The organism is Streptomyces sp. NPDC054047 (assembly GCF_055585065.1).
On the sequence record NZ_JBVJKV010000002.1, the window covers coordinates 235,412 to 261,413 of the forward strand.

General features: G+C 73.9%; 15 protein-coding genes. 6 read left to right on the plus strand and 9 right to left on the minus strand.

The window, feature by feature from the left end; all coding sequences use genetic code 11:
- Positions 1-49: 49 nt before the first annotated feature.
- The 5 genes from ACZ6ZP_RS07755 to ACZ6ZP_RS07775 all read right to left on the minus strand — a co-directional run bounded on the left by ACZ6ZP_RS07755 (position 50) and on the right by ACZ6ZP_RS07775 (position 10,549).
- Positions 50-418, minus strand: coding sequence for a hypothetical protein (locus ACZ6ZP_RS07755; RefSeq protein ID WP_351158477.1), 369 nt, complete (start codon positions 416-418; stop codon positions 50-52).
- Positions 415-6,210 (minus strand): CHAT domain-containing protein, encoded by a 5,796-nt coding sequence (locus ACZ6ZP_RS07760; RefSeq protein WP_469405974.1) that lies wholly within the window; start codon positions 6,208-6,210, stop codon positions 415-417. The genes ACZ6ZP_RS07755 and ACZ6ZP_RS07760 overlap by 4 nt, the downstream gene beginning before the upstream one ends.
- 9 nt (positions 6,211-6,219) lie before the next feature.
- Complete coding sequence (locus tag ACZ6ZP_RS07765) at positions 6,220-8,754, minus strand: hypothetical protein (RefSeq protein ID WP_469405976.1); 2,535 nt, start codon at positions 8,752-8,754, stop codon at positions 6,220-6,222.
- Positions 8,755-8,779: 25 nt separating this feature from the next.
- Positions 8,780-9,256, minus strand: a complete 477-nt coding sequence (locus tag ACZ6ZP_RS07770) for a hypothetical protein (RefSeq protein WP_469405978.1) — start codon at positions 9,254-9,256, stop codon at positions 8,780-8,782.
- A 72-nt stretch (positions 9,257-9,328) separates the two neighbouring features.
- Positions 9,329-10,549, minus strand: coding sequence for a hypothetical protein (locus ACZ6ZP_RS07775; protein WP_361470731.1), 1,221 nt, complete (start codon positions 10,547-10,549; stop codon positions 9,329-9,331).
- A gap of 236 nt (positions 10,550-10,785) precedes the next feature.
- Here ACZ6ZP_RS07775 and phsA point away from each other — a divergent pair, with 236 nt between their 5' ends.
- From phsA to ACZ6ZP_RS07790, 3 genes are all read left to right on the plus strand, one after another.
- Positions 10,786-12,732, plus strand: coding sequence for an O-aminophenol oxidase PhsA (phsA, locus tag ACZ6ZP_RS07780; RefSeq protein WP_469405980.1), 1,947 nt, complete (start codon positions 10,786-10,788; stop codon positions 12,730-12,732).
- A gap of 117 nt (positions 12,733-12,849) precedes the next feature.
- Complete coding sequence (locus tag ACZ6ZP_RS07785) at positions 12,850-13,674, plus strand: PDZ domain-containing protein (RefSeq protein WP_469405981.1); 825 nt, start codon at positions 12,850-12,852, stop codon at positions 13,672-13,674.
- A gap of 107 nt (positions 13,675-13,781) precedes the next feature.
- Complete coding sequence (locus ACZ6ZP_RS07790) at positions 13,782-14,918, plus strand: aminopeptidase P family protein (RefSeq protein ID WP_469405982.1); 1,137 nt, start codon at positions 13,782-13,784, stop codon at positions 14,916-14,918.
- A gap of 15 nt (positions 14,919-14,933) precedes the next feature.
- Here the strand turns inward: ACZ6ZP_RS07790 and treZ are convergent, their stop codons facing one another.
- Positions 14,934-16,679 (minus strand): malto-oligosyltrehalose trehalohydrolase, encoded by a 1,746-nt coding sequence (treZ, locus tag ACZ6ZP_RS07795; RefSeq protein WP_468612625.1) that lies wholly within the window; start codon positions 16,677-16,679, stop codon positions 14,934-14,936.
- Positions 16,680-16,836: 157 nt separating this feature from the next.
- Here treZ and ACZ6ZP_RS07800 point away from each other — a divergent pair, with 157 nt between their 5' ends.
- Positions 16,837-17,388: a DUF1707 and FHA domain-containing protein gene (locus ACZ6ZP_RS07800; RefSeq protein WP_351158500.1), complete on the plus strand. Its 552-nt coding sequence runs from the start codon at positions 16,837-16,839 to the stop codon at positions 17,386-17,388.
- 50 nt (positions 17,389-17,438) lie between these two features.
- Here the strand turns inward: ACZ6ZP_RS07800 and ACZ6ZP_RS07805 are convergent, their stop codons facing one another.
- On the minus strand, positions 17,439-18,689 hold the full coding sequence (locus ACZ6ZP_RS07805) for a M14 family zinc carboxypeptidase (protein WP_469405984.1): 1,251 nt from the start codon (positions 18,687-18,689) through the stop codon (positions 17,439-17,441).
- 379 nt (positions 18,690-19,068) lie between these two features.
- Between ACZ6ZP_RS07805 and ACZ6ZP_RS07810 the strand changes: the two genes are divergently transcribed.
- On the plus strand, positions 19,069-20,100 hold the full coding sequence (locus ACZ6ZP_RS07810; protein WP_366463902.1) for a cytochrome P450: 1,032 nt from the start codon (positions 19,069-19,071) through the stop codon (positions 20,098-20,100).
- Here the strand turns inward: ACZ6ZP_RS07810 and treY are convergent.
- Positions 20,068-22,506, minus strand: coding sequence for a malto-oligosyltrehalose synthase (treY, locus tag ACZ6ZP_RS07815; protein WP_469405986.1), 2,439 nt, complete (start codon positions 22,504-22,506; stop codon positions 20,068-20,070). The genes ACZ6ZP_RS07810 and treY overlap by 33 nt on opposite strands.
- Positions 22,507-22,587: 81 nt before the next feature.
- Between treY and ACZ6ZP_RS07820 the strand changes: the two genes are divergently transcribed.
- Entirely contained in the window at positions 22,588-23,895 is a 1,308-nt protein-coding gene (locus tag ACZ6ZP_RS07820; RefSeq protein ID WP_469405988.1) for an MFS transporter, read from the plus strand.
- On the opposite strand, the gene glgX is transcribed toward ACZ6ZP_RS07820, so the two are convergent.
- Entirely contained in the window at positions 23,870-25,978 is a 2,109-nt protein-coding gene (gene glgX / locus ACZ6ZP_RS07825) for a glycogen debranching protein GlgX (protein ID WP_351158511.1), read from the minus strand. The genes ACZ6ZP_RS07820 and glgX overlap by 26 nt on opposite strands.
- Positions 25,979-26,002 lie beyond the last annotated feature (24 nt).

Sequence of the window (26,002 nt, forward strand, 5' to 3'; positions counted from 1 at the left end):
GGGGTCTCACTCGGGGGACTCAGGGGTCTCGGGGGCTCAGGGGCGGGCATCAGATGTCGAAGGTGATGAGGTCGTCGAGGAGGCACGCGGTTTCCTCCGGGAGCGGGAATGCGGGCGGGCCGGCCGGAGTGGAGGGCCCGGCCGCCGCGAGCGCGCGGTCGAGCTCCGCGACCGCCGCGGGCAGCTCCGTCGCCAAGTCCACGTCGTAGAGCAGCAGTTCGGCCACCATGCGGCGGCGTACGACGCGCAACTCGTCCCACGCCTGCTGGGTGACCGGCGTCATCAGGCGCCGGGCGAGCAGCTCGAAGGAGACGTCCTGGAGGTCGGCGTGCGACGTGCCGGGGGTGACGCCCACCTCGGCGAGCGCGTCGTAGGGGAACGGGCCGCCGTCCCAGCTCGTCGCCGGGTCCTTGATCACGGAGCCTCGACCCCTTCCTGCGTTTCGTGGTCCTCGTTGTCGTGCGTCAGCGCGTCGAGCCTGCGCAGGACGGCGTCGAGCAGGGCGCGCCGGATGCGGCTGTTCGTCGGGTCGGCGCGGGTGGCGCGGATCAGGTGGTGCAGGGTCCGCTGGATGTCGCCCCGGCCGAGGGATTCCTCCGCGCGGTCCGTCAACCACGCGGCCCAGGCGGCCAGTTCACCCTCGTCGGGCGGCGTCTCCTTGCTGTCGCTGCGCATCAGGTCGCGCAGCCCGTCCACCCCGAGGTCCTGCGCCAGGAGCCGCTCCAGCTCGTCGAGCGCCTCGCCGAGCGTCTCCCGGTAGCCGTGGGTCAGGGCCTGCCCCAGGCCCACGTCCAGGAGGCCGAGCGCCTCGTGGAGGATCTTCAGGCGGCCCGGGATCGTGTACGTGTGCGCGTCCAGGGTGAAGACCAGGGCGCGCGCCAGGTTGTCGCGGGCGTGGCTGGACGCCGGGTTGAGCGTCAGGGCACGGCGCAGGTCGGCCTCGGCTCCATAGGCGTCGGAGCGCATGCCGTACTTGGTCCGGGTGTAGCCGCGCCACACCCCGCGCATGGACAGCAACGCCGAGAGTTTCGCGTCCAGTTGGTCAACCAGGTCACGGTCGAGCGGGTGCAGGAGGGGCGGTACCGCCTCGACGAGCGTGACGGCCTCGTCCAGGCACTCGCCGCGCTGCGCGCCGTCCCGGTCGGCCAGGGCCTCGACACGGCCGAGCACGGTGCCGACCACCGCCTTCTTGCTGCGGGCCTGCATCCCGGCGTGCCGGGACACGCGCACGAGCTCGGCCCACTCGTCGAGCGCGCGGTCGAGGCCGCCCGCGCCGTCGGCCAGGGCGGTGCGGGCGAGCGCGAGACGGACCCGCACGGCCAGCTCGACGCCGTCCTGGAGCAGCTTGGTCCGCCGCTCCGGCAGATGGACGTACGCGGGATTGCGGCGCAGGAAGTCCTGGCAGTGCGCGCACGCCTCGATGTGCTCGGCCGGCACGGGGTCCGACGCCGGGCCCGCGCAGTCGGCGGGCAGCGTGGTGAGGGTGGCGAAGGCGGGCAGCGCGCGCAGGGCGGGCTCGAACTTGTGGACTTCGGAGAGGCCGAAGCTCCGCGCCAACTCAGAGAAGGCCCAGCGCAGTTCGCGTACCGCGTAGACGCCGGGGTCCCTGCCCTGCTCGGCCGCCGCGTCCAGGGCGGCGGCGAGCGCGCCGAGCGGTGCCTCCAGGTGGAGCAGGCGCAGGTAGCGGGGGCCGCAGGCGACGGGCGCGGAGCCCGCGCCCGGGATGTCGCGCAGGCCGCCCATGTCCTTCAGTACGCGGGCCGCGCCCAGCTCGGCTTCGAGGACGGCCGCCAACTCCTGGTAGGCGGCGGCCTGTTCGGGCCGGTCCTGCTCGGTGTGGCGCTGCTCGCAGACGGACAGCTGCCCGAAGAGGTGCTGGCTCAGTTCGAGACGCAGCTGGGCCATGTCCTCGCCCGGCAGGTCCCGTTCGTAACAGGCGGCGCGCTCGGCGCGCCAGCCGTCCCAGTACTCGTCGTCGCTCAGGAGCGTCGCCCAGTAGGCGAGCGCCGACTCCCAGGCGGTGACGGCGTGCTCCCAGGCCCCGCTCTGCTCCAGCTCCTGCGCCTGCCAGAGCCGGGCGGCGGCGAGTCCATGGACGACGGCCATGTCGCCCGGAGCCGCCGCGAGCCGCCGCTCCCACTCGGCGGCGGCCGCTTCCCTGTCCCGGGCGAGCAGCAGCAGAAGCGGCGCGTCCTGCGGGAAACGCTCGCACAGATCCCCCAGCAGCCCGGCCCCCGCGCCCTCGTCCGGCGAGAGCCCGGCCATCGCGTCGCGCAGCGCGGCGGGGGAGTGCCACCGGTACAGGAGCGCGTCCAGCTGGAGCCGCCGTCCCGGAAGCCGCAGCCGGTCCCAGGCGACGCGCTCGGACCAGGTCATGCCGCCGCGTTCGAGGAGCGTGTACGAGGCGTCGTTGACGACGTCCATGGTCGCGCCGGGATCGACGCCCGCGTCCCGCAGCGCGAAGTACGGATACGTGTGATCACTGGACGCGAAGGGGTCGGCCACGAGCGGGGCGCTGGTGAGCCCGTCGGCCCACGGCAGCAGTTCGAGCAGCCGCCGGAGCCTGCGGCACCGCGCGTCGGCCCGGTCGAGGCCGCCACCGGCCCGCTCGTACGCGGCGACGGCATCGCTCCACCGTCCGTCCGACTCCAGCATCCGCCCCTGCGCGTACGCGAGATGGGCTTCGGCGTCCCGGTGCCCCGCACACCGCCGGAAGGCGTCGACCGCCTGCCGCCAGTCCTGGTGGGCGTCGGCCAGGCGCCCGCGCGCGTAGGCGCCGAGCGCGGCGGCGTCCCGGTGGTCCCCGAGCGCGGCGGCCTCTTCCTGGACGCGGGCCCAGTCCCCCTCGGCCTCGGCGAGCCGCACCCGGGCGTACCTCTTGCGCCCCGCGGCGTCCCCGAAGGCTCCGGGCCCGGCCTCCACGGTACTGACGTCGGCCTCCACGGCGCCGAAGGCCGCCATGACGGCACGCCACTCCACGGCGCTCGCGGCGGCGGCCTCGGCGATCCGCGCCCGCGCGTACCGCCGCCGCACCACGGCATCGGCCCAGCCGTCGGGCAGCGCCTCGTAGGCGAGGAAGGCGTCGCCCCAGGCGTCGGCGAGCTCGTGGGTCCGGGCGAGGGCGTAGCGGTGCAGGTGGTGGGGTTCGCGGTCGTCGCCGCCGTCCGCCTCTCCTTCTGCCTCTCCTTCTGCCTCCTCCGCGGGAAGCCCCCGTGCGTAGATCTCGCAGGCGCCCGCCCAGTCGCCCGACGCCTCCGCGAGGCGGCCCTCCGCCTTGCGCCGCAGGGCGCCGACCGCTCCGGCGCGGCCCGTGTCGGGGACGTCGGCCAGCAGGCTCAGGACCGCGCCCCAGTCGCCGCGCAGTTCGGCGGCGACCCGGGCGCGCGCGTAGCGGCGGCGGTCGCGCACCTCGCCGTGGGCGTACGTGTCGGGCAGCCGCCCGAAGCCGTCGATCACCCCGGCCCACTCGGCGCGGGCGTCGGCGACCCGCCCGCGCGCGTACAGGAGGCGGTCGGGCACGTCCAGGAGGTCCGACGACAGCCGGGTGAAGCAGTCCAGCGCGTCCTGCCAGCGCGACTCGTCCTGGCAGTGGCGCCCCTGGGCGTACGTCCGCAGCGCGTCGGCGTCCTCGAACCCGCAGCCGGCCGGGGCCGGGCCCGCCGCGACGCACTCCGCGAACGCGTCCGCCGCCTTCGTCCAGTCGCCGCCGCCGGCCGCCATCTGGCCCTGGACGTAGCACCTGCGTGGCCGCACGTCGCGGAAGTCGGGGGGCAGCAGATCGAGGCCCGCCAGCGCGTCGGCCCAGCTCCCGACGCCCGCCGCGGCCAGCGCCCCCTGGTACGTCCGCTCCCGCAGCCCGCTCAACCACGGCTCCGCGTCCCATCCTTGAGCGGCGGCGGCCTCCAGCTCGACCAGCGCCTCCGGCCAGGCCTCCCGGTCGGCGGCGCCCCGGCCCCGCGCGTACCGGAGCCGTACGCCCGCGTCCAGGAAGCCACCGGCGGCGGCGAATCCCTCGGCCGCCTCGGCCCAGGCCTGCCCGGCCTCGGCGAGGCGTCCGGTGGCGTAGGCGTGCCAGGAGGTCGGGTCGGGGCCGGGGCTCTCGGCGGGGCCCTCCCCGCGGCTTTCGCAGGGCCGCGCCACGCCGCCGCCCTCCGTGAGCGCCTCGGCCTCCCTGAGCGCCTCGCCCTCCCTGAGCGCCTCCGCTCCCCTGAGCGCCTCGGCCTCCGCTTCCGCCTCCGCGAACGCCGACCGCGCCGCGCCCCAATCCTCCGCATCGGCCGCCGCCCGCCCCCGTACGTACGCCGCCCGAGCCACGGAGTCCGCAACTCCCCGGCACGCCGCGTACCCCGCCTGCGCGGCGGCCCACTCCCCGGCCTCCTGCGCGATCCGGCCGTCCACGTAGGCGGCGCCCGCCATGGCGCCCGCATGGTCGGAGCGCCGGACGAGGACACCGGCGTACGCGGCTGCGGCGGCCGCCCAGTCGGTGCGGTGGCGGGCAAGGTCGGCGGTCGCCAAGGCCTCGGCCAGGTGGAGTTCGTCGCGGGCGGCGGCGAGGCGCGACGCCGTGTCCCTGATGCCCGCCGGGTGCGCGGCGAGCAGTTCCTCGTACCGCGCGATCGCCTCGGCCCAGTCCCCGGCCTCCTCGGCGGCGCGCGCCTGCTCGGCGAGCCCGGAGAGGTGCCGGAGCCGCTCCACCTCCGCCGCGAGGCAGGCCGGGGGCGGCCCTGGCAGCGCGTCACGGAGGGCCGCGAACTGCTCCACGACGGCGTCCGTGTCCCGCTCCGCCGCCAGCAGCACGCAGAGCTTCTCCACCTCCCCCCAGGCGAGTTCGAACGCCGACTCCGCCCGCAGCCGCCGCTGCTCGTCCTCGAACTGGCGGGTCTCGGCCCGCAGGGTCCGCTGCACCTGCGCCCACTGTCCCAGGTCGCGCTGGAACCGCGCCGCACCGATCAGGACCGTCGAGTCGACGTGTCCGACCGGGCTCTGGAAGGCCCGCAGCGCCTCCGCGCCCTCGCGCAGCGGATCGGCCACGGCGCCGCCGTCGTCCCGCACCTCCCGCGCCTTGAACAGCCAGCCCTGCCGGCAGGACTCGTGCAGGAACAGCGCGGGCGTCGCCCACTCCACCGCCGTGTGTCCCGGCAGATGCGAGATGCGGCGGCGCGCGGCGCCCATGGCCTCGTCGACGGTGCGGTTCGCCGCGAGCCCCTTGAACAGCTCCGGGCTGAACTGCCCCGCCGACACGTCGCTCACCCGCCCCCGCATCGCCACCACGGCGGGCACGCCCCCGCCGATCAGCGCCTGGGCGAGCCCGGAGAAGGGCTCGGCGAGCGAACTGTCCGCGCCGGAACAGAGGTTGAGCGCCACGAGACGCAGCCCCGGCGCCTTCAGGAGGATTCCGCTGAGCAGGTCGGCGGGTACGCGGTCGACGCCGCCGCCCTCGGTCTCCAGGGCCACCACGCCCTTGCCGAGTTCGTGGTCGTACGTCCCGTGCGCGATCAGGAGCAGGGCCGTCGGCAGCGGGGAGTGGGCGCCGAGGGCCGCCTCCAGGCTCTCGCGCGTCGCCCGTTCGAGCACCGTGGTCTGCACGGCCACCTCGGGCAACTCGTGCCGCAGGGCCGCCACTTCGGTGTCGGGTCGCAGGGGCGGCAGGCTCGGGTCGACGGGCGACGCGCAGGCCACGAGCAGCCGGATCAGACTGGGCTCGTCCGCGGGTTCGGGGAGCCGCTGGCCCAGCGGGCCACCGGGCAGCGAACGCACGAGTGAGTAGCCGTGATGGAGGGCGAGCGACTGCTGCGGCTGACCCGGCGGCGCGCACAGCGTCTCCAGCGGCAGGTCGCGCAGCTCTCGCGGCACGTCGAACCGGATTCGCAGCCCGCGCGCGGGCCGCATCCGCTGGGCCCGTTCCAGCGCGAGGCCGACGCAGGCGCCGACGCCCTCAGGGAGCGGCTCGCCTGCGCACCTGCCCTCCCCGAAGAGCAGCCGGAAGACGGCACGGCCAAGACCCCTCAGCTGCGCCACCGTGTGCTGCTCGCCCATGGGGGCCAGGCCCAGCTCGGCCGAGATCAGCTGGTCCCACTGGGCGCGGAACGCTGCGGGCTCGCCGTTCACCGCGATCACTTCGGTGGCGGTCGCCGGGCCGTTGGCGGTGACGAGGTAGCGGGAGGTGCCGATGGGGCGGATGCGGATGCGGAGTTCTTCGTAGTGGAGCATCGACTGCCGTCACCTCCCGCTCTCTTGCTGCTCTGCTGTCACGTGGTCCAGGTCGGCCAGGGTCGCATCGCGCTGCTCGGTCAGCTCGGGATCGTCGGGGAAATGGGCGAGGGCTGCGGTGAGTCGGTCCAGTGCCTCCTGCAAGGTCGCCTTGGCCCCGGATACGCTCCCCGAGCGCCACCGCCGAGCAGCAAGGCCGCGCAGCACGACTCCGAGGCTGACCTGGGCGCGCAGCAGGTGCGGGTTGAAGGCGACGGAGCGTCTCAGGTCCGCTGCGGGCGCGTCGAGCAGGGAGGCGTCCTTGTTGACCGCAGAGATGCCCCGGTCAGCGAGCAGACGCGCCAACTGTCCCTCCAGTCGCCCGCGTTCATTGGCTCCGGTGATGGCGTGCACCGCCTCAAGTGTGTCCACGGCTCGCGTCGGGTCCCCCGCCCGGTGTGCCGCACGCGCCGCGCCGAGCGCCAGGTCGACGACGGCCGCCTGGGTCTCGCGGTAGCGTTCGAGCTCCCTGCCGTGCACGAGGGCGCGCCGCCAGGACGCGGCGGCGGCGTCGAAGTCGGGTCGTTCAGCGGTGAGTTGGCCGCGTCCCAGATCGAGTCGGGCCCGCAGGGCGAGGCCTCGGGCGTCGCGCGCGAGGCGGTGGTGTTTGTCGGGGTGTCCGGCGTAGGCGGGGTTCAGCTCGTCGAAACGGCCGCAGCCCGGTTCGCAGATGGCGGCGGCCACGGGGGACGCTCCCGGCCCGGGTGCCCCTGCTCCGTCCTTGCGCTCGCGGCACCGGCGGCAGCGGAGTTCGGTGAGCGACGCGAGGGCGTCGGCGGGCTTGTCCTGCTTCAGCAGGAGCTGGGCGAAGCCGAGTTCGGAGAAGGCGTACGTCAGTTGGGCCCTGTCGGGGGCACCTGCGTCGGCGTCGGGAGCGGCAGTGGTAGTGGTGTGGGTGGTGGTAGTGGCGAAGGTGCCGAACGCGTCGACCAGGCCGAGCCCCGCGATGCGTAAGGGCCCGCCCATCAGGGGGTCTCCGCCGCTTCCCCCCGGGAACCCGCCCACCCCGGCCAGGATCTTCGCGGCGTCCGCCTCCCGCTGGAGCAGCGCCCCCGGCGGCACACGGCCGCCGACGTCGCCCTCCGGCATCCGCCGCTCCAGCAGCTCCCGCAGGTCGGCCCGGAGGCCCGCGTCGAGTGCTTCCTCCACGGGCACGCCGAACCTGGCCTCGGCCGAGGCGCGCCGGTGCTCCCAGAAGGCGTCGTCGTGCAGGAGGGCACCCCAGGCGGCGACGCACCGCTCCCAGCGCCGCGCGGCGTCGTCATCCGTACGGCCTTGATCCAAAGGGGAGTTGAGCAGGGCGAGCGCCAACGTGTGGGTGATCCGGTGGTCGGCGGGGTGGCGCCGCGCGGCGTCCTCCAGGAGCCCGACTGCGGCTTCGCGCCGTCCACCGAGGAGGAGAGCGACGGCGTACAGCGGCACGAACTCCCGCTCCATCGGGCGCTCGGCAGGGCGTTCCGCCGGGCGTTTGGCCGGGCGTTCCGCCGGGCCCTCCATGGGGCGCTCTGCCGTGCGTTCGGCCGGGCCCTCCATCGGGCGTTCCGCCGTGCGTTCGGCCGGGCGCTCGGCCGGGCCTTCCATCGTGCGTTCGGCCGGGCGCTCGGCCGGGCCCTCCATCGTGCGTTCGGCCGGGCGTTCGGCCGGGCCCTCCATCGTGCGTTCGGCCGGGCGCTCCGCCGGACCCTCCATCGGGCGCTCTGCCGCGCGCTTCGCCGGGCGCTCCACCGGGCCCTCCGCCGGGCTAGACAGCTGCCAGGAGGCGGCGATCAGGTGCGCGGCGCGAGCCTGCCCCGGGGCGGGTCGCGCGTGCCTGCTGCCCTCGCCCTCCGCCCCGGCAAGCTCAGCCGGCCCGGCCGCCCCGGCAAGCTCAGCCGGCCCGCCCAGCCCGGCCGGCCCACCCAACTCGCCCAGCCCGGCCGGCCCACCCAACTCACCCAGCCCGCCCAACTCGCCCAGCGCCGCCCTCCGCAACAGCAGGCCGGCGCCCCCAGTCGCACCACCGCCGGACAGCACCGCCATGACCCAGCGCGCATCGGCGTCCAGCGCGCCCCGTCCGCTCGCCGCGCGCAAATCGTCCAGCGCGTCCGCGTACCGCCTCAACCGCACCCGTACGTAAGCCCGTTGGATCAGCGATCGGCGGTGCGGACGCACGCATTCGAGCGCCGAGGTGAAGTACTCGTCCGCGGCCTCGTACGCCGCCCGGTGTGCCGCCGCGCACCCCAGCCAGTGCAGCGGCTCGGCCTCATCGGGCCGCACCTCATGCGCCCGCCCGAACTCCACGGCCCCCTGCGCGGCGTCCCCCGCCGCGAGGCGGACCCGCCCGAGCCCCACATGGGCGCGCCCCCGGAGCGTCTCGTCCCCCGCACCGTCACCGGCCGCGTTCCCGACCAGGGAAAGCGCCGCCAGGAAGTCCCGCTCGGCGGCCTCGCCGTCGCGGCGCGCCAGGCTCGACTCGCCCCTGGCGCAGGCTTGTTCCGCACGGTTCAGGTCGGCATGCGGCCCCACGTCACCACCCCCGTTCCCCGGCGGGTCAGCCGGCGGCTTCGTCCAGCTCGGAGCGCCAGCGGCCCTGCTCCTTGTCGTAGTGCAGCGGGCCCTCGCCGAACCGCGCGAGGTCGAGGCCCAGGAGCTGGTCGTACGCCTCGCCCGGCAGGCCCGGCTCCAGGACCACGCGCAGTCCCGTACGCCGGTCCTGGAGCACCAGCGGCCGGGGAGACGAGGCGGCGGCGGTGGAGTCGGCGGCGCGCGCGGACCGGCGCACGACATCCTTGAGCGCCGCATACGAGTCCTTGACCGCCTCGGCGCCGAGCCCGCTCAGGAACGCCTGCAGGGGCAGGGACGCCAGCATGATCCAGGGGATGTCCGCGGCGCCCCGGTGATCGACCGCACGGCGCACCCGCGCCGTGCGGACGCCGAGGCCTTCGAGGGCGGAGACCAGGTCCCGCCGCAGTTCGTCGGAGGCGTCCCGGTCGAGGAGCAGCTCCGCGGGCAGCGGTGTGTCGGTCATATGGACGGTCCTTCCCGGAGCTGATCTCCGTCCCGCAGCCTAGAGGCGCCGACCGCACCGGTGCGGGGAAATCTACGATTCGGCCCCCGCCGCTTCGACGGCCATCCGCTCCAGCTCGGCAAGGCGTGCGTCGGCCGCGGCGCGGCCCTCGGCGGTGTCCTGCAGCGACCGGTGCAGACGCTGGGCCCGTATCGCCTGGGTGTAGTCGCCGAGCAGCGTCAACTCGTCGCGCAGTACGGCCAGTTGCGCCGCGTCGGGGCCCGTGTCGTCCAGTTCGCGGATCAGATAGGTGCGGGCGGCCTCCACCATTCCCTGCTCCCGTGCGAGCTCGAGCCAGGTGGATTCCGGTTCGTCGTCGGGGTCCACCCCGTAGTTGGAATCGTCGAACGAGCGCGCCCACTCCTGGACCTGACCGGCCTCGTCCGGGAGTCCGCCGAGGCCGCACCAGGTGTCGTACGTCGTCTCATGGACCTCGCGCAGCAGCGGCAGGTCCTCGGCCAGGCAGTGCAGCCCCACCAGGACGACGGCGAGCCGCAGTTCGTCGGACATGGAGGCGTCCGCCTCGTGCTTGAGGAGGTGGCGCAGGAGGGCGCGGTCCGTGTTCCGCCGGTCGTACTGCGCGCAGCGCAGCGCCGCCACTCTGCGCGGCCGGTCCCCGGCGACGCCCTCCCAGACCGTGCGGTCGCCCGTCCGCAGCAGGGCCAGGTCGGTGCGGCCCCTGGCGAGCACCTGCTCCCACAGGGGCGGGCGCGGATGCGGGTCGAGCCGTTGGTACGCGAGGTGCTCGACGGCGTTCAGGAGGAGGTGGTCCGGTTCGGTGCGCAGGAGCGCGGCGTGCAGGCGTGCGACGAGCTGCACGGGGGAGCGCTCGGGGAATCCGAGCGCGGTCCGCAGCTCGGCGCGGCGCGTGTCGAGGTCGGGCACGCAGTCCTCGCGGAAGTCACCCTCCGTGTCGGCGATCTCGGCGAGTATCCGCGCCTCGCCGTCGGTCGGCGACAGGCCTACGTAGTCCTGCCAGCCGGGCAGGCCGACGAGGATCTCCAGGGCTTCGTCCACGCTCTCCCCGATGGTCCCGGCGGAGCCCTCGGAGTCGGCGTACAGGACGGACCCGTCACCGCACACGAAATACGTGCCCCCGGAATCGTCCCCCGCGATCGGTTCCAGCGGGCCGCCCGACGCGAGGCGGACCTCTTCGACGTGGTCCGCGCGGGACAGGTCGAATGCGAAAGGGAACGCGGCCAGCTCGGCCAGACGCGGGTCCTGTCGCAGCAGACGGAGTGCACGTTCGGTCATGCTCCGAAAGTAACAGCGGTCACTGACACCAGACCCACAACAGGACTGCCCAATTCCATATGCGGTTTCCGATACTTTTCTTGTGGAATGGGGGATTCATGGAACTTGGCTGAGGTGCCGCGAGTCTTCTGTCGTGAGGGGCGGCCCGTCGACCAGGACCGCCCAACTGGCAGCACGACAGAGGCCATTGCATTTGCATTGATCAACTGCACTGATCACCACGGGGGGTGTTCACCTTGACCGACATCATCGAGCGCATCACGGACCGCCCGACGGGCACGCCGGCCGATGCGTACGCGGACACGGACGCGACAGCGGCACCGGGGGAGCTGACGCCGTACGTAGCGCCGCTGCCCGTGCCGCCGGTCCTGCGGCCCGACTCCGTCGACGTGCGGGACGAGACCGATGTGCCCGCGGAGACCGAGATCGCGCTGCGGCCGGCCTGGATCAGGCTGCACCCGCAGCTGCCGCCGACCCTGATGTGGGGGTACGACGGCTCCGTGCCGGGCCCGACGATCGAGGTGCGGCGCGGCCGGCGCATCCGGATCGCCTGGACCAACCGCATCCCGAAGGGCAGCGAGTATCCCGTCACCTCCGTGGAGGTGCCGCGGGCCGACCCGAGCCCGTCCACCCTGCCGGGCCGGGCGGGCGTCGAGCCGAACAAGGACGTTGCCGCGCTGCCGCCCTGGTCGGTCACGCATCTGCACGGCGCGCAGACCGGCGGGGGCAACGACGGATGGGCCGACAACGCGGTGGGGACCGGCGACGCCCAGCTCTCCGAGTACGCGAACGACCACCAGGCGGTTCAGTGGTGGTATCACGACCACGCCATGAACATCACCCGGTGGAACGTCCAGGCGGGTCTCTACGGCACGTATCTGGTGAGGGACGACGAAGAGGACGCACTCCACCTCCCCTCCGGGGAGCGGGAGATCCCGCTGCTGCTCGCCGACCGGAACCTGGACACGGACGAGGACGGACGGCTGAACGGCCGTCTGCTGCACAAGACCGTGATCGTCCAGGCCGAGAACCCGGAGACGCGCAAGCCGGTCTCGCTGCCCTTCACGGGCCCGTACAGCACGGTCAACGGCCGCATCTGGCCGTACGCGGACGTCGACGCGGCCTGGCACCGCTTCCGCCTGGTGAACGCGTCGAACGCCCGGATCTACGACCTCGTCCTGGTCGACGAGGACAACAACCCCGTGCCGGGCGTCCTGCACCAGATCGGCAGCGACGGCGGTCTGCTGCCGCGTCCCGTGCCGGTCGACTTCGACGAGGCGCTGCCCACGCTCACCGTCGCCCCGGCCGAGCGGATGGACCTGCTCATCGACTTCCGCGCGCTCGCGGGCACGCGCGTGCGGCTCGTGAACAAGGGCAGGGGGCAGGCTCCCGGGGTGCCGGACCCGGCGAACGACGTGCGCTATCCGCAGGTCATGGAGTTCCGCGTGCGGGACACCGGGTGCGAGGACAGCTTCTCGCTCCCGGAGATCCTCTCGGGCTCGTTCCGCCCGCTGAGCCATGACGTCGAGCACGGCCACCGCCTGATCGTCCTGACGCCGCCCGCCACGAAGGGCGGCGGGGGCCACCCGGAGATCTGGGAGATGACCGAGGTCAAGGGCGCGGGCGACATCCGGGTCCCGACCGAGGGGATCATCCAGCTGACGGGCGCGGACGGCAAGACCAAGACCTACCGCCGCACCGCCCGCACCTTCAACGACGGCCTGGGCTTCACCATCGCCGAGGGCAGCCACGAGCAGTGGAGCTTCCTGAACCTCGCGGTGAACCCGCCGGTGACCCACCCCATGCACATCCACCTGGCCGACTTCCAGCTCCTGGGCCGCGACGCGTACGACGCGTCAGGCTTCGACGTCACGGTGGGCGGCACCCGGACCCCGATCACCTTCGACCCGAAGACGGAGATCCCCCTCGCCCCGAACGAGCGGGGCTGGAAGGACGTCTTTCTGGTCCCCGGCGGTCAACTGCTGCGGGTGATGGGCAAGTTCGACGGCGCGTACGGCCGCTTCATGTACCACTGCCACCTCCTGGAGCACGAGGACATGGGCATGATGCGCCCCTTCGTGGTCATGCCGAAGGAGGCCCTGAAGTTCGACCACGGGGCGGGGCACGGGGGCCATGACGGAGGCCACGGCGGGGGCGGGCACGAGGGAGGGCACGCGGGCTGACGGAGCGCGCGGTCGGTCCGCGGGCCGCCCGCTTCTGTGGCCGCACACCTGGACGTCACTCGTTCGTGAATCGTCGCGCCGGTTCACGCCGGGTAGGGCTGTGGCCGGAGGCGAGCCATGGACCAGACTGCGTTGCGTCCCAAGCCGATGCCCGGACAGGATCCCGGCGGAGGCGTCACGTTCGGCCGAGGTGGCGGAGGCGGCAGATTCGGCATCGGCCGGAAGCTCGGCATCGGGCGGAGGCTCGGAGGCGGGGTGAAGGCCGGCGCCGGGCGTAAGGCCGGTGCGGGCCGGACGTCCGGCACGGGCCACAGGTCCGGGCCGGGCCGCCGTCCGCACGCCGCGCGGCGGCGCGGAAGGCGGCTGGTCACCCTGCTCTTCGGGCTGCTCTTCTCGGCCGTCCTCGTGCTGTCGGGGGTGGGGCTCGGCACGGTCAGCGCCACCGTCATCGGCATGAGCAAGCTCGCCGACATGCAGAAGGAGGCGGCGAAGGCGCAGGGCGGCGCCAAGGGGCAGGCAGGTCAGGCGGGTCAGGCAGGTCAGGCGGGACAGGCGGGGCAGGGTGGCCGGACGGAGCCGGGGGGACCGGCCGCTCCCGGCGCCGCGTCCGAGCCCGCGGCCCCGCCGAAGCCGCCTCGGAAGGAGCCCGGCAAGGCAGAGGGGAGAGCCGCCGCCCGTCCCGCCCTCGGTGTCGAGGCCGTCGACGCCCCCGGGGGTCGCGGGGCCCTGCTCGTCGGGGTGCACAGCCCGGGTCCTGGATACACCGCAGGTCTCGTACGCGGCGACGTACTGCTCGCCTTCGGCGGGACCCGCATCGCTTCGGCCGAGGCCCTGGCGGTGGCGGTCGCCGCCGCGGACCCGGGAAGGAACGTCAGGGTGACCGTCCGCCACGCGAGCGGCGAGCGGCAGGCCCTCTCGGTGACGCCGGGCTTCGTCACGTGAGGTGACGGTGACGGCCAGAACTGGGTCGCGCACGCGCGGCGGTGCGGGCAGGATCGGCTCCATCGGCAGCGCCGTACGCGCAGCAGTGAGCAGCCCTGGAGGCCCCCATGACCGGCACCCCCGCAGGCGCCCCCGCGCCCTTCACCGCCGACGACTACAAGTCCCGCATGGACCGCGCCGCGGCCACCGCGGCGGACGCGGGGCTCGCCGGGCTGCTCGTCGCGCCGGGCCCCGACATGGTCTGGCTCACCGGCTATCAGCCCACCGCCGCCACCGAACGCCTGACGGTCCTCGTGCTCGCCGCGGGCCAGGAGCCGGTGCTCGTGGTGCCCACCCTGGAGGCCCCGGACGCGGAGCGCGCGGCAGGTGCGAGCGCGCTCTCGCTGCGCGACTGGACCGACGGCAAGGACCCCTACGCCGCGACCGCGCCGCTCCTGGACGTCGACGGCCGCTTCGGGATCAGCGACAACTCCTGGGCCATGCATCTCCTCGGCTTCCAGAAGGAGCTGCCGAACACCTCCTACGTGTCCCTCACCGAAGCGCTCCCCATGCTGCGCGCCGTCAAGGACGCCGCGGAACTCGAGCGCCTCGCGGCGGCCGGTGCCGCCGCGGACGCGACGTACGAAGAGATCAAGAAGGTTCCCTTCGCGGGCCGCGAGGAGACCGACGTCGCCGCCGATCTCGCCGACCTGCTGCGGCGGTTCGGGCACTCCCAGGTCGACTTCACCGTCGTCGGCTCCGGCCCGAACGGCGCCAACCCGCACCACGAGGCGGGCCGACGCGTCATCGAGAACGGCGACATGGTCGTCCTCGACTTCGGCGGCCTGCTGCACGGCTACGGCTCGGACACCTCGCGCACGGTGCACGTGGGCGAGCCAGGGTCCGAGGAGCAGCGCGTGCACGACATAGTGCGCGAGGCGCAGGAGGCGGGCTGCCGCGCGGTGCGGCCCGGCGCCGCCTGCCAGGACGTCGACAGGGCGGCGCGGGCGGTGATCACCGACGCGGGCTACGGCGATCACTTCATCCACCGCACCGGGCACGGCATCGGCGTCACCACCCACGAGCCGCCCTACATGATCGAGGGCGAGGAGCTGCCGCTTGTGCCCGGCATGTGCTTCTCCGTGGAGCCCGGCATCTATCTTCCGGGCCGCTTCGGCGTGCGCATCGAGGACATCGTGACGGTCACCGACGACGGCGTACGCCGCCTCAACTCCACGCCGCGCGAGCTGGCGGTCGTCAACTGAAGCCCCCTGTAGGCCTCATGGCGTCGCGAGCACCGCGCACGACTCGGCGGGCAGCCGCAGCAGCCCGTCCGCGCCCGGCGCGGTGACCGGCTCCCACGCCGCGAGCACCCGCGCGCCCCGGCCGCCCAACGGGACGTCGACCGCCTCCTTGCCGGCGTTCACCGCGATCCGCAGATCACCGCGCCGGACCGCGAACCAGCGCGCCTGCTCGTCGTACGCGACCCGCAGCGCCGCCAGGTCGGGGTCGAGGAGGTCGCCGCGGGCGCGGCGCAGGGCGATCAGCTCGCGGTACCAGGCCAGCACGCGCGCGTGCGGGTCGGTCAGCGGCTCGGCCCAGTCGAGGCAGGAGCGGTTCCTGGTGGCGGGGTCCTGCGGATCGGGGATGTCGTCCTCGGCCCATCCGTGCGCCGCGAACTCCCGCCGCCTGCCCCGGCGTACGGCGTCCGCGAGGTCGGGATCGGTGTGGTCGGTGAAGAACTGCCAGGGCGTGGCGGCGCCCCACTCCTCGCCCATGAACAGCATCGGCGTGAAGGGCCCGGTGAGGGTGAGCGCGGCCGCGCAGGCGAGCAGACCGGGGGAGAGAGTGGCGGAGAGCCGGTCTCCTTGTGCGCGATTGCCGATCTGGTCGTGGGTCTGGGTGTAGCCGAGGAAGCGGTACGCGGGCGTCCGGGCGCGGTCCACGGGACGGCCGTGCCGTCGGCCCCGGAAGGTCGAGTACGTGCCGTCGTGGAAGAAGGCGCCCGTCAGCGTCTTGGCGAGCGCGGCGAAGGGCGCGCGGGCGAAGTCCGCGTAGTAGCCGTGCGATTCGCCGGTGAGCGCGGTGTGCAGCGCGTGGTGGAAGTCGTCGTTCCACTGCGCGTGCAGCCCGAGTCCGCCCTCCGCGCGCGGGGTGACGAGCCGCTGATCGCCCTGGTCGGACTCGGCGATCAGCGAGAGCGGCCTGCCGAGCTCGGCGGCCAGCCCGTCCACGGCCGCCGAGAGCTCCTCCAGGAAGTGGCACGCGCGCGTGTCCATGAGCGCGTGCACGGCGTCCAGGCGCAGCCCGTCCAGGCGGTAGTCGCGCAGCCAGGCGAGCGCGCTGCCGATCAGGAAGGCGCGGACCTCGTCCGAGCCGGGGGCGTCGAGGTTGACCGCGGCGCCCCACGGGGTGTGGTGGGTGTCCGTGAAGTAGGGCCCGAACGCGGGCAGGTAATTGCCGGACGGACCGAGGTGGTTGTGGACGACGTCGAGCACGACGCCGATGCCGTGCGCGTGTGCCGCGTCGACGAACCGTTTCAGCGCCTCGGGCCCGCCGTACGGCTCGTGCACGGCCCACAGCGACACACCCTCGTACCCCCAGCCGTGCTGCCCGGGGAAGGGGCACAGCGGCATCAGCTCCACGTGCGTGACGCCCAGTTCGGCGAGGTGGCCGAGCCGCCCCGCGGCCGAGTCGAGCGTGCCGTCCGGTGTGTACGTCCCCACGTGCAGCTCGTACAGGACCGCGTCCCGCACCCCGCGCCCCGCCCAGGGCGCGCGCCACGCGTACCGGTCGTGGTCGACGACGGCGCTCAGCCCGTCGGGGCCGTCCGGCTGCCGCCGTGAGCGGGGATCGGGCAGCACGGGGCCGCCGTCGAGCGAGAAGCCGTAGCGCGCCCCGTCGGCCGCGTCCGCCTCCACCGTCCACCACCCGTCCCGGCCTGCCGCGCGCTCCAACGCGCGCGTGGCGCCCTCGCACCGCAACTCGACACGCTCGGCCTGCGGTGCCCACACCTCGAACTCCACTGACAGTTCCCCCTTGTCTGTCATCCGCTGTCGGCCATCCGTCTTCATCCCTACGTCATACCTGGTGACGTCCGTCCATCGTGCTTCAGAAGTGATCGGCTCGGGGTCGTTCCGCGTTTTCTGGACACCCCGGCCGAGCTGACCGACAATCAGCAGGGTGACGTCGTCCTTCGAGATCCACACGTACCCCGCGCGGCTGACCGACGCCGAGCGCGACAGGGCGCTGGAAGTGCTCAGGGAGGGCGCCGCACTCGGCAAGCTGTCGCACGACACGTTCGTGCGGCGCATGGAGCTGGCTCTCGCCGCCCGGCAGCCCGACGAGCTCGCGGCGCTCACCGCCGATCTGCGGACCGAGAGCCGCTTCTCGCGGGCGGTGTTCGGCACCGTCGGCGCGGTCTCCGGGTTCACGGTCCGGCTGCGCAGGGCCTGGCAGGCCGAGAAGCTGCCGAAGCTGCTGCTTCCGGTGCCGGCGAACCCGCATCCGCTGCGGATCGGCCGCGATCCCGCGAACGGGCTCAGGCTCAGCCACGAGACGGTCTCCCGGGTGCACGCCGAGCTGAGCAGGCAGGGCGGCACGTGGGTGCTGCGCGACCTCGGCTCGACCAACGGCACGTCCGTGAACGGCCGCAGGGTGATCGGCGCGGCCGTCGTCCAGGACGGCGATCAGGTCAGCTTCGGGAAGATGGGCTTCCGGCTCTCCTCTTCGTGAGGCTGCTTCGTCATGCCCCTTCGGGGGAGCGGTGCGTGTCGTACGTGTGCTCAGCCGCCCTGCACGCGCGCGTGGCGCGCCGCCGCGACCGTCGTGCGTGACTGGTGCTCGACCTGGTCCTCCAGCGGCACCCAGCGCGCCCTGAACCGCTCGGCGAACGCGTCGCTCCAGTGCAGGACCAGCCGCTCCAGACGGGGCGCGGCGCGATCGCCCGCCGCGTCCAGGACCCGCAGCAGCATCGCGGCGGCCCGCAGCGGAAGGCGGCGCCCGAAGGCGTCGACGCTGCCGATGTACGCCATCGACGTCTCCGCGGGCGGCAGCCTGGCCCAGTCGTCCGCGAGGCCGGGCACCAGGTCGAGCGCCCAGCGCGCCGCCCGAAGCAGCGGCCCCTGCGCCTCCGGGAGCCTCGGCAGCGCCTCGCTGAGGATCTCCTCGACCAGGCCCGCGTCGTGGCGCAGCCGCTGGGAGAAGCCGCGCAGCGCGAGGACCGGGGCGGGATGGACGGTCAGGTCGTCCACGAGGTCGCTCGCCCACATCGGGACCTCGACGATGGCGGTCAGACCGCCGTACCGGTGGGCGTGGTGCCAGGTGGTGTGCCGGGCGTCCTCGGGCAGGCTCGGATAGGCCGCCGCCGAACCGGGTCCCGGCAGCACATGGACCCCCGGCCCCGACACCGGCCAGCCCGCGGCGTCCGAGGCCCCCGTCTCCACCGGGATGTGCAGCTCCGCGGCGGACTTGGCGAACGGCTCGGCGAGCCCCGGTATGTCCCGCGTCAACTGCACCCAGCTGCCGCCGAGATCGGTTCCGTGCAGCGACACCTGGAGGTAGGGCCGCAGTTCGTCGATGACGCCGGTCAGGGTGCGGGTCTCCGGAGGCAGCCGGTCGGGCGGCAGGACCGAGGGGGACCACTCCGGCTGCTCGGGTCCCGCGGGGCGGAAGAAGTGCCGGTGGTAGTCGAACAGGGTGCGCGGGGCCGGCGTGCGGTGCAGGTTCGCTCCGTCCGGGTCGGCGCACAGGAGGAAGTGCCAGGAGGTGTCGGCCCGCAGGTCCTCGTCGCGCAGGGCCCACTCCGCGAGGCGGAGGAGCGTGGAACCGCCGGTCGGTTCGTTCGCGTGCGCGCCCGCGACGATCAGGACGGAACGCGGGGAGCGGCCGACGGACAGCAGGTGCAGCGGTCGGCCGGCGCGCGAGGAGCCCACCTGGCGCAGGGTGCTCAACTCGGGACGGTGGGCGACCAACTCCCGGGCGGACAGCACGAGTTCGGCCACATTGGGATACCGCTGCTCCGCCAGTTGACTCACCCCCGTCTTGTCCGCTGACGCAATCCGCAGTACGCCACGCGGTCGGGCAGGTGTCAAGCGTGCGACCCAAGGGATGTCATCCCGCGCTGGCCGCGCCCCGCAGCGTCACCCGAATGGGCTACGGGAACTGCGTGAGCGGCGCTGCGGTGGTCCTCTGATCTGGCGGGGGCGCCCCGCGGAAGGGAAGCCTGCCGTGCCCCCAGTGCCCCCCGTGCCTGCCGTGCCCGCAGTGCCCGCAGTGCCAGCCGTGCCGCCGAGCCCGGCCCCTCGTGGGCGCCGTCGGTCACCGGCTTCGCCGAGTTCGTCCTCGAAGGCCGGACGGGCCGACACGGCCTCGCCCGCCGGGCCCGCTCCTCCGGTCAGCCTCCTGGACCCCGGCGTGGAGCGTGACCCCTATCCGTTCTACCGCACCCTCCGCGAGGGCTTTCCCCTCGTGCGCGACGAGCTTCTGGGGGCCTGGCTGCTCAGCCGGTACGCGGATGTGCGGGCCGCGCTCGGCGACACCCGGCTCGGTTCGGTGGACACCGGGCTGAGTCCGGCCTACCGGGGGCTCCTGGAGCCCGCGCTGCGCGCCGCCGCCGAGCGCACCGCCCACGTCCTCGCCCGGCGCATAGGCGGGCGGCGCGAGGTCGACCTCGTCGCCGAGTTCAGCGGGTGGCTGCCCGCGGCCGCTGCCGCCGCCGCGCTCGGGCTGCCCTGGGAGGACGCGGCGCGGGTGCACGAGTGGTGCCGTACGGGGCCCGTGCCTCCCGGCGGCTCCCACCCGGAGCTGGAGGGGCTGCTGCGCCCCCATGTCGCCCGGCGGCGCGCGCATCCCGGCGCGGACCTGCTCTCCGCGCTGTGCGGCGCCCGGGTGGCCGGGCAGGCGCTCTCCGACGAGGCCGTCACCGGCCTTGCGGGCACCCTGCTCACCGGCGGCGGCGAGGCCACCGCCCTCGCGCTGGCCTCCTTCCTGGCCAACCTCCTCGACCATCCCGCCCAGTTGGACCTCGTACGCGCCCGTCCGGGGCTGATACCCGGCGCGTGGGCGGAGTCCCTGCGGCGCGATCCGCCCACCCCCGTCGTCCTGCGCCGCGCGACCGTGCCGATCACCCTGGGCGGCACCACACTGCCCGCGGGAGCCGCCGTGGCCTGCCTCGTCGGCTCCGCGGGGCGCGATCCCTTCCGCTACGCGGACCCCGACCGCTACGACATCTTCCGCCCGGACCCGGCGCACCTCGCGTTCGGCGCGGGACGGCGGTTCTGCCTGGCGGCCACCCTGGCGGGGCTCGCCGCCGAGTGCGGCCTTCGGGCCCTGCTCGACGCCATGCCGGGCCTGCGCTGGGCGCCCGGCTTCCGGCCCGCGCCCAGCGGACTCATGGCGCGGGCGCCGCGAGCGCTACTCGTCCGCCCCTCCCAAGGGCCCTTCTGAGACCCGCTCCAGAAGCACCACCGGCAGCTCCCCGAAAAGCTCCGCCACGCGCGCGTGCCCGGTGAACTCCCGCCCCCGGGTGAGCAGATCCGCCCACCGCCCCTCCGGAAGCGCCAGTTCCGTCGCGCCCCAGCCGCCCGCTTCCTCCAGCCGCAAGGAGAGCCGGGTCACCGCCGCGATCACCTCTCCGGAGCGCGTGAAGGCCACGCAGTGCGCCGCGCCGGGGCCCCGCGCCGCCAGCGGCTCGTACGTCGCCGCGCCGCCGAACAGCTCCGGGCGCCGCCTGCGCAGCCGCAGCGCGGCCGCCGTCACCGCCAGCTTCTCCTCGGAGAGCTCCCAGCGGTCGCGGTGCTGCTCCAGGTACTCCAGGACATGCGCCTGGAACCGCACGGGCCGCCGGTTGTCCGGGTCCACCAGGGCCCGGTACTCGCCCTCCGTGCCCTGGTAGAGGTCGGGCACCCCGGGCATCGTCAGCTGGAGCAGCGTGGCCCCCAGGACGTTCGCCCGCACGTGGGGCCGCAGCTCGCCCGCGAACTCCGCGACCGTGTAGAGCGGCGGCCCGCAGGGACCGGCCTCCACGAACGCCGTCACGGCCTTCTCGTACGCCTCGTTCGGCTCGGTCCAGCTCGTGTGCAGGCCCGCCTCGCGCACGTGCTTGAGCAGGGCCTTCTGCAGCCGTTCGTCGTAGGGGAAGCCGAAGCCGACCGCCGTCTGCCAGGCCGCCCACGCCAGTTGGGGATCGGGCGCGCTGGCGCCGCCCACGCGGGCGGTCTGCTCGGTCACGTCGACCAGGAGGTCGGCCCACAGTTCCGGGCACTGCGTGAGCACGGCGATGCCCGCCCGCACGTCGGCGCTGCGTTTCGTGTCGTGCGTGGTGAGCACCGTCCCCCCGTACGGCCAGTCGCGCTGCACGCGCGCGCAGTAGGCGTGGAAGGACTCCGGGGCCACCGCGGGACGCTCGGGCGAGCCGCCCACCTCGGCCGCCGACAGGAGCGGGGCGTGCCGGTAGAAGGCCGTGTCCTCGACCGCCTTGGCGCGCAGCGCCGACGAGGTCTGCGCGAACCGCGCGCGGAAGCCGTCGAGAGCGGGCCCGGACCCGAGCCGTCCGAGCACCAGGTCCCGTACGACGTCGACCGCCTCGGCCTCCTCGCGCACCGCGAAGGCGGCCTTGGCCTCGTCGGCGGCCCGCACGGTGAGCACCGAAGCCGGTTCGGCGCCCCCGGAGACGTACGGCCGGTAGACGGGAAGCCGCACGAGCAGCTCCAGGAGCGCGGTGCGCAGCGCCCACGGCGCGTGGTCGCGCAGTGCGGGGTCCGGGGCGCAGAGCGCGGTCGCCTCGCGCGTGAGGCGGTCGGTCTCGGCGGCCAGCTCATGGGTGAGCACCTTGTACGCGGCGCGCCGCACCGTCGCGTCCCAGTCGCCGCCCCGGTCCACCGCGGGCGCCGTGAACCTGCGGTACTGGCCCAGGAGCTCACCCGCCCCCGCCGGGTCCGTGAACAGGCCGTCGAGGTGGCGCAGCGCGTCGTACCCGGTGGTGCCCGCGACGGGCCACGCGGCGGGCAGCTGCTCACCGTCGCCGAGGATCTTCTCGACGACCGTCCAGCGACCGCGGGTGGCCTCCTGGAGCCGCTGGAGATACGCCCCGGGGTCCGCGAGCCCGTCGGGGTGGTCGATGCGCAGCCCCTCCACGACTCCCTCCCGCAGCAGTTCGAGGATCTTCGCGTGGGTCGCGTCGAACACCTCGGGGTCCTCGACGCGTACCCCGATGAGGTCCGAGATGGTGAAGAAGCGCCGGTAGTTGAGCTCCGTGCGGGCCAGGCGCCACCACGAGAGGCGGTACCACTGGGCGTCCAGGAGCCGCGGCAGCGGCAGCTCCCCGGTGCCTTCGCGCAGGGGGAACGCGTGCTCGTGGTAGCGCAGCACGTCCCCGTCGACCCGCAGCCGCTCCAGCTCGTCCCCGACGCCGCGCCCGAGCACCGGCAGGAGCACCTGCCCGCCGCCCGCGTCCCAGTCGATGTCGAACCACCGCGCGTAGGGCGACTCGGGTCCCTCCCGCAGCACCTCCCAGAGGGCGTGGTTGTGGCGCGGCACCGCCGCCATGTGGTTCGGCACGATGTCCACGACCAGGCCGAGCCCGTGCGCCCGCGCGGTGCGCGCGAGGGACCGCAGCCCCTCCTCGCCGCCCAGCTCGTCGCGCACGCGCGCGTGGTCCACGACGTCGTAGCCGTGCGTGGACCCCGGCACGGACTCAAGCACCGGCGACAGATGCAGGTGCGAGACTCCCAGCGAGGCCAGATACGGGACGGCCGCCTCGGCGGCAGCGAACGGAAACTCCGGCTGGAGCTGCAGCCGGTAGGTGGCGGTGGGCGGTGGCGGAACCGCGGGCTCTGAGCGCTCAGGCGTCATGCGAACGTACGTACCCGCCTGGCGGGCTTTCGTGCCATCGCCTCATGCTTCTGGGCGCCTCGGGGTCGTTAGCTTCGGACGATGGCTGCGAAAGCACAGGTCGTACGGGACGGGCCGCGGGAGGACCGGGGTGCCCCCGGGCTCCTGGAGACCTACCGCGAAGTGATCGGGCACACCGGAGCGCTCCTTCCGGTGATCTCGTTCCTCGGCAGGCTCCCCGTGGCCATGATCCAGTTCGGCAGTGTCCTGCTGGTCACCGAGACCAGCGGATCGCTCGCCACGGGCGGCGTGGTCGCCTGCGCGCTCGCGCTCGGCCAGGTGACCATGGGACCGCTCGTCGGCCGCCTCGCCGACCGGCACGGCCAGCGCGCCGTCGTCCTCGGCTTCTCGCTGCTCAACGCCGTGGCGATCGCGGTGTACACGCTCGGCGCCCTCCTGCAGCTGCCCACGCCCGCGCTGGTCGTCCTCGCCGTGCTGGCCGGCGCGAGCATCCCGGGCATCGGCCCGCTGGCCCGCGCACGCGCCGTCCCGCTGGTCCGAAGGGCGGGCGGGAACGACCGTCTGGTGAACACCGTGCTCTCCCTGGAGAGCACCATGGACGAGCTGTCCTTCGTGCTCGGCCCCGCCTTCGTCGGCCTCGCGGCCGTGGCGGGCCATCCGGCGTACGCCTTCGGGGCGGCCGCGCTCCTCGTCGCCGTCTGCGGCTCCGGCTTCGCGCTGCACCCCACGGGCCGTACGGTGCGAGCGAACCGGACAGCGGACCGGGCGGCACGCGCGCGTGGCGGCCGTCCGCGCCTCCCGCGCGCGGTCGTCGTCGTACGCGTCGGGCTCGTCTTCGTCGGCGTCCTGCTCGGCGCCTGTGGAGCGGGCATCACGGCCCTGACCGAGGAGTTGGGCGCGCCGGGCCAGGCGGGCCTCGTCTACGCCGCCATGGGCGTCATGAGCGCCGTCGTGGGGCTCTCCATGGCCGCGCTGCCCGAGCGCTTCGGCCTGTACGCGCGCTGGCGCCTGGCGACGGCGGCCGCGGCGCTGCTCTCGCTGCCGCTGGTGTGGATCGACAGCATGACGGGCCTGTACCTCGTGGTGACCGTCTTCGGCGCCGTCTTCGCCCCGAACCTGATCACCGGCTTCGCGCTCACCGAGCGCTCCTGCCCGCCCCAGCGGCTCGCCGAGGGGATGACGTTCGCCGCGAGCGCCTTCGTCGGCGGCCAGGCGATCACGCTCGCCGTGGCGGGACGCCTGGCGGAGTCCCACGGCCCCGGCGCGGCGTTCGCGCTCGGCAGCGCGGCCGCCGCCGTCGCCTTCCTGGTCGCGCTGGTCGCCCGCCCCGCGGCGGACGACCACGCGAACACCACCCCTCCGGTCACGCCGGGCGCTGCAGGACCGTGAGGCTCCGGTCGGCGAGCGTCAGACGCTCGCCCGCCCCCGCCTTCGGCCCGGTGTCCGGCGGCACGCCCTCCGTCCGCGCGGTGTCCACGACCACCTGCCACTGGCGGCCGTGATTGACCGGAACCACGAACTCCAGCGGCTCCGCCGACGCGTTGAACATCAACAGGAACGAGTCGTCCGTGATCCGCTCGCCGCGCGTGCCCGGCTCGGAGATCGCGTTGCCGTTCAGGAACACCGTCAGCGCCCGTGCCTGCGACGCGTCCCAGTCCTCCTGCGTCATCTCCTCGCCCTCCGGCGTGAACCAGGCGATGTCCGAGAGTTCGTCGTGCGTGCCCTCGACCGGGCGGCCGTGGAAGAACCGCCGCCTGCGGAAGACGGGGTGGTCGCGCCGCAGCCAGGCCATCGCGCGCGTGAACTCCAGCTGCGTGCTCTCGCCCTCGGGCCAGCGCACCCAGGCGATCTCGTTGTCCTGGCAGTAGGCGTTGTTGTTGCCCCCTTGCGTCCGGGCGAACTCGTCGCCGTGGCTGAGCATCGGGACGCCCTGGGAGAGCATCAGCGTCGCGATGAAGTTGCGCATCTGCCGCTCGCGCAGCTCCAGGACCTCCGGGTCGTACGTGTCGCCCTCGACGCCGCAGTTCCAGGAGCGGTTGTGGCTCTCGCCGTCCTGGTTGTCCTCGCCGTTGGCGTCGTTGTGCTTGTCGTTGTACGAGACCAGGTCGTGCAGCGTGAAGCCGTCGTGGCAGGTCGTGAAGTTGATCGACGCCAGCGGGCGCCGGCCGTCGTCCTGGTAGAGGTCCGAGGAACCGGTCAGGCGTGAGGCGAACTCGGCGAGCGTGCGCGGCTCGCCGCGCCACATGTCGCGCACCGTGTCGCGGTACATGCCGTTCCACTCGGTCCACAGCGGCGGGAAGTTGCCGACCTGATAGCCGCCCTCGCCGACGTCCCACGGCTCGGCGATCAGCTTCACCTGGCTCACCACGGGGTCCTGCTGCACGAGGTCGAAGAACGACGACAGGCGGTCCACCTCGTGGAACTGCCGGGCGAGCGTCGCCGCGAGATCGAAGCGGAAGCCGTCCACGTGCATGTCGGTGACCCAGTGCCGCAGCGAGTCCATGATCATTTGGAGTACGTGCGGCGACCGCATCAGGAGCGAGTTGCCGGTCCCCGTGGTGTCCATGTAGTAGCGGGGATCGTCCGTCAGGCGGTAGTACGAGGCATTGTCCAGGCCCTTGAAGGAGAGCGTCGGGCCCAGGTGGTTGCCCTCGGCCGTGTGGTTGTAGACGACGTCGAGGATCACCTCGATGTTCGCCTCGTGCAGCGCCTTGACCGCCTGCTTGAACTCCAGGACCTGTTCGCCCCGGTCGCCCCAGGAGGCGTACGCGTTGTGGGGCGCGAAGAAGCCGATCGTGTTGTAGCCCCAGTAGTTGTTCAGGCCCATGTCGACCAGACGGTGGTCGTTCACGAACTGGTGCACCGGCATCAGCTCGAGAGCCGTCACGCCCAGCTGCGTGAGGTGATCGATGACCGCCGGATGCGCGAGCGCCGCGTACGAACCGCGCAATTCGTCGGGAAGGTCCGGATGCCGCATGGTCAGGCCCTTCACATGGGCCTCGTAGAGCACGGTCTCGTTGTACGGGGTGCGGGGCGGCCGGTCGTCGCCCCAGTCGAAGTACGGATTGACCACCACGGACGTCATCATGTGCGGTGCCGAGTCCATGTCGTTGCGCTTGTCGGGGGCGCCGAACCGGTAGCCGTATATCTCCTCGCCCCAGTCGATCCGGCCGCTCACCGCCCGCGCGTACGGATCGAGCAGCAGCTTCGCCGAATTGCAGCGGTGCCCCTGCGCCGGTTCGTACGGGCCGTGCACACGGAAGCCGTACCGCTGGCCCGGCATCACGCCGGGCAGGTACGCGTGGAGTACGAACGCGTCGGACTCACGCAGCTCGACGGCTGTCTCCGAGCCGTCGTCGTGCAACAAACAGAGCTCTATGCGGTCGGCGGCCTCGGAGAAGACCGCGAAGTTCGTGCCGGCGCCGTCGTACGTGGCACCGAGTGGATACGCCTGCCCTGGCCACACCTGCATGCATACGACTCTTCCACTACCGCC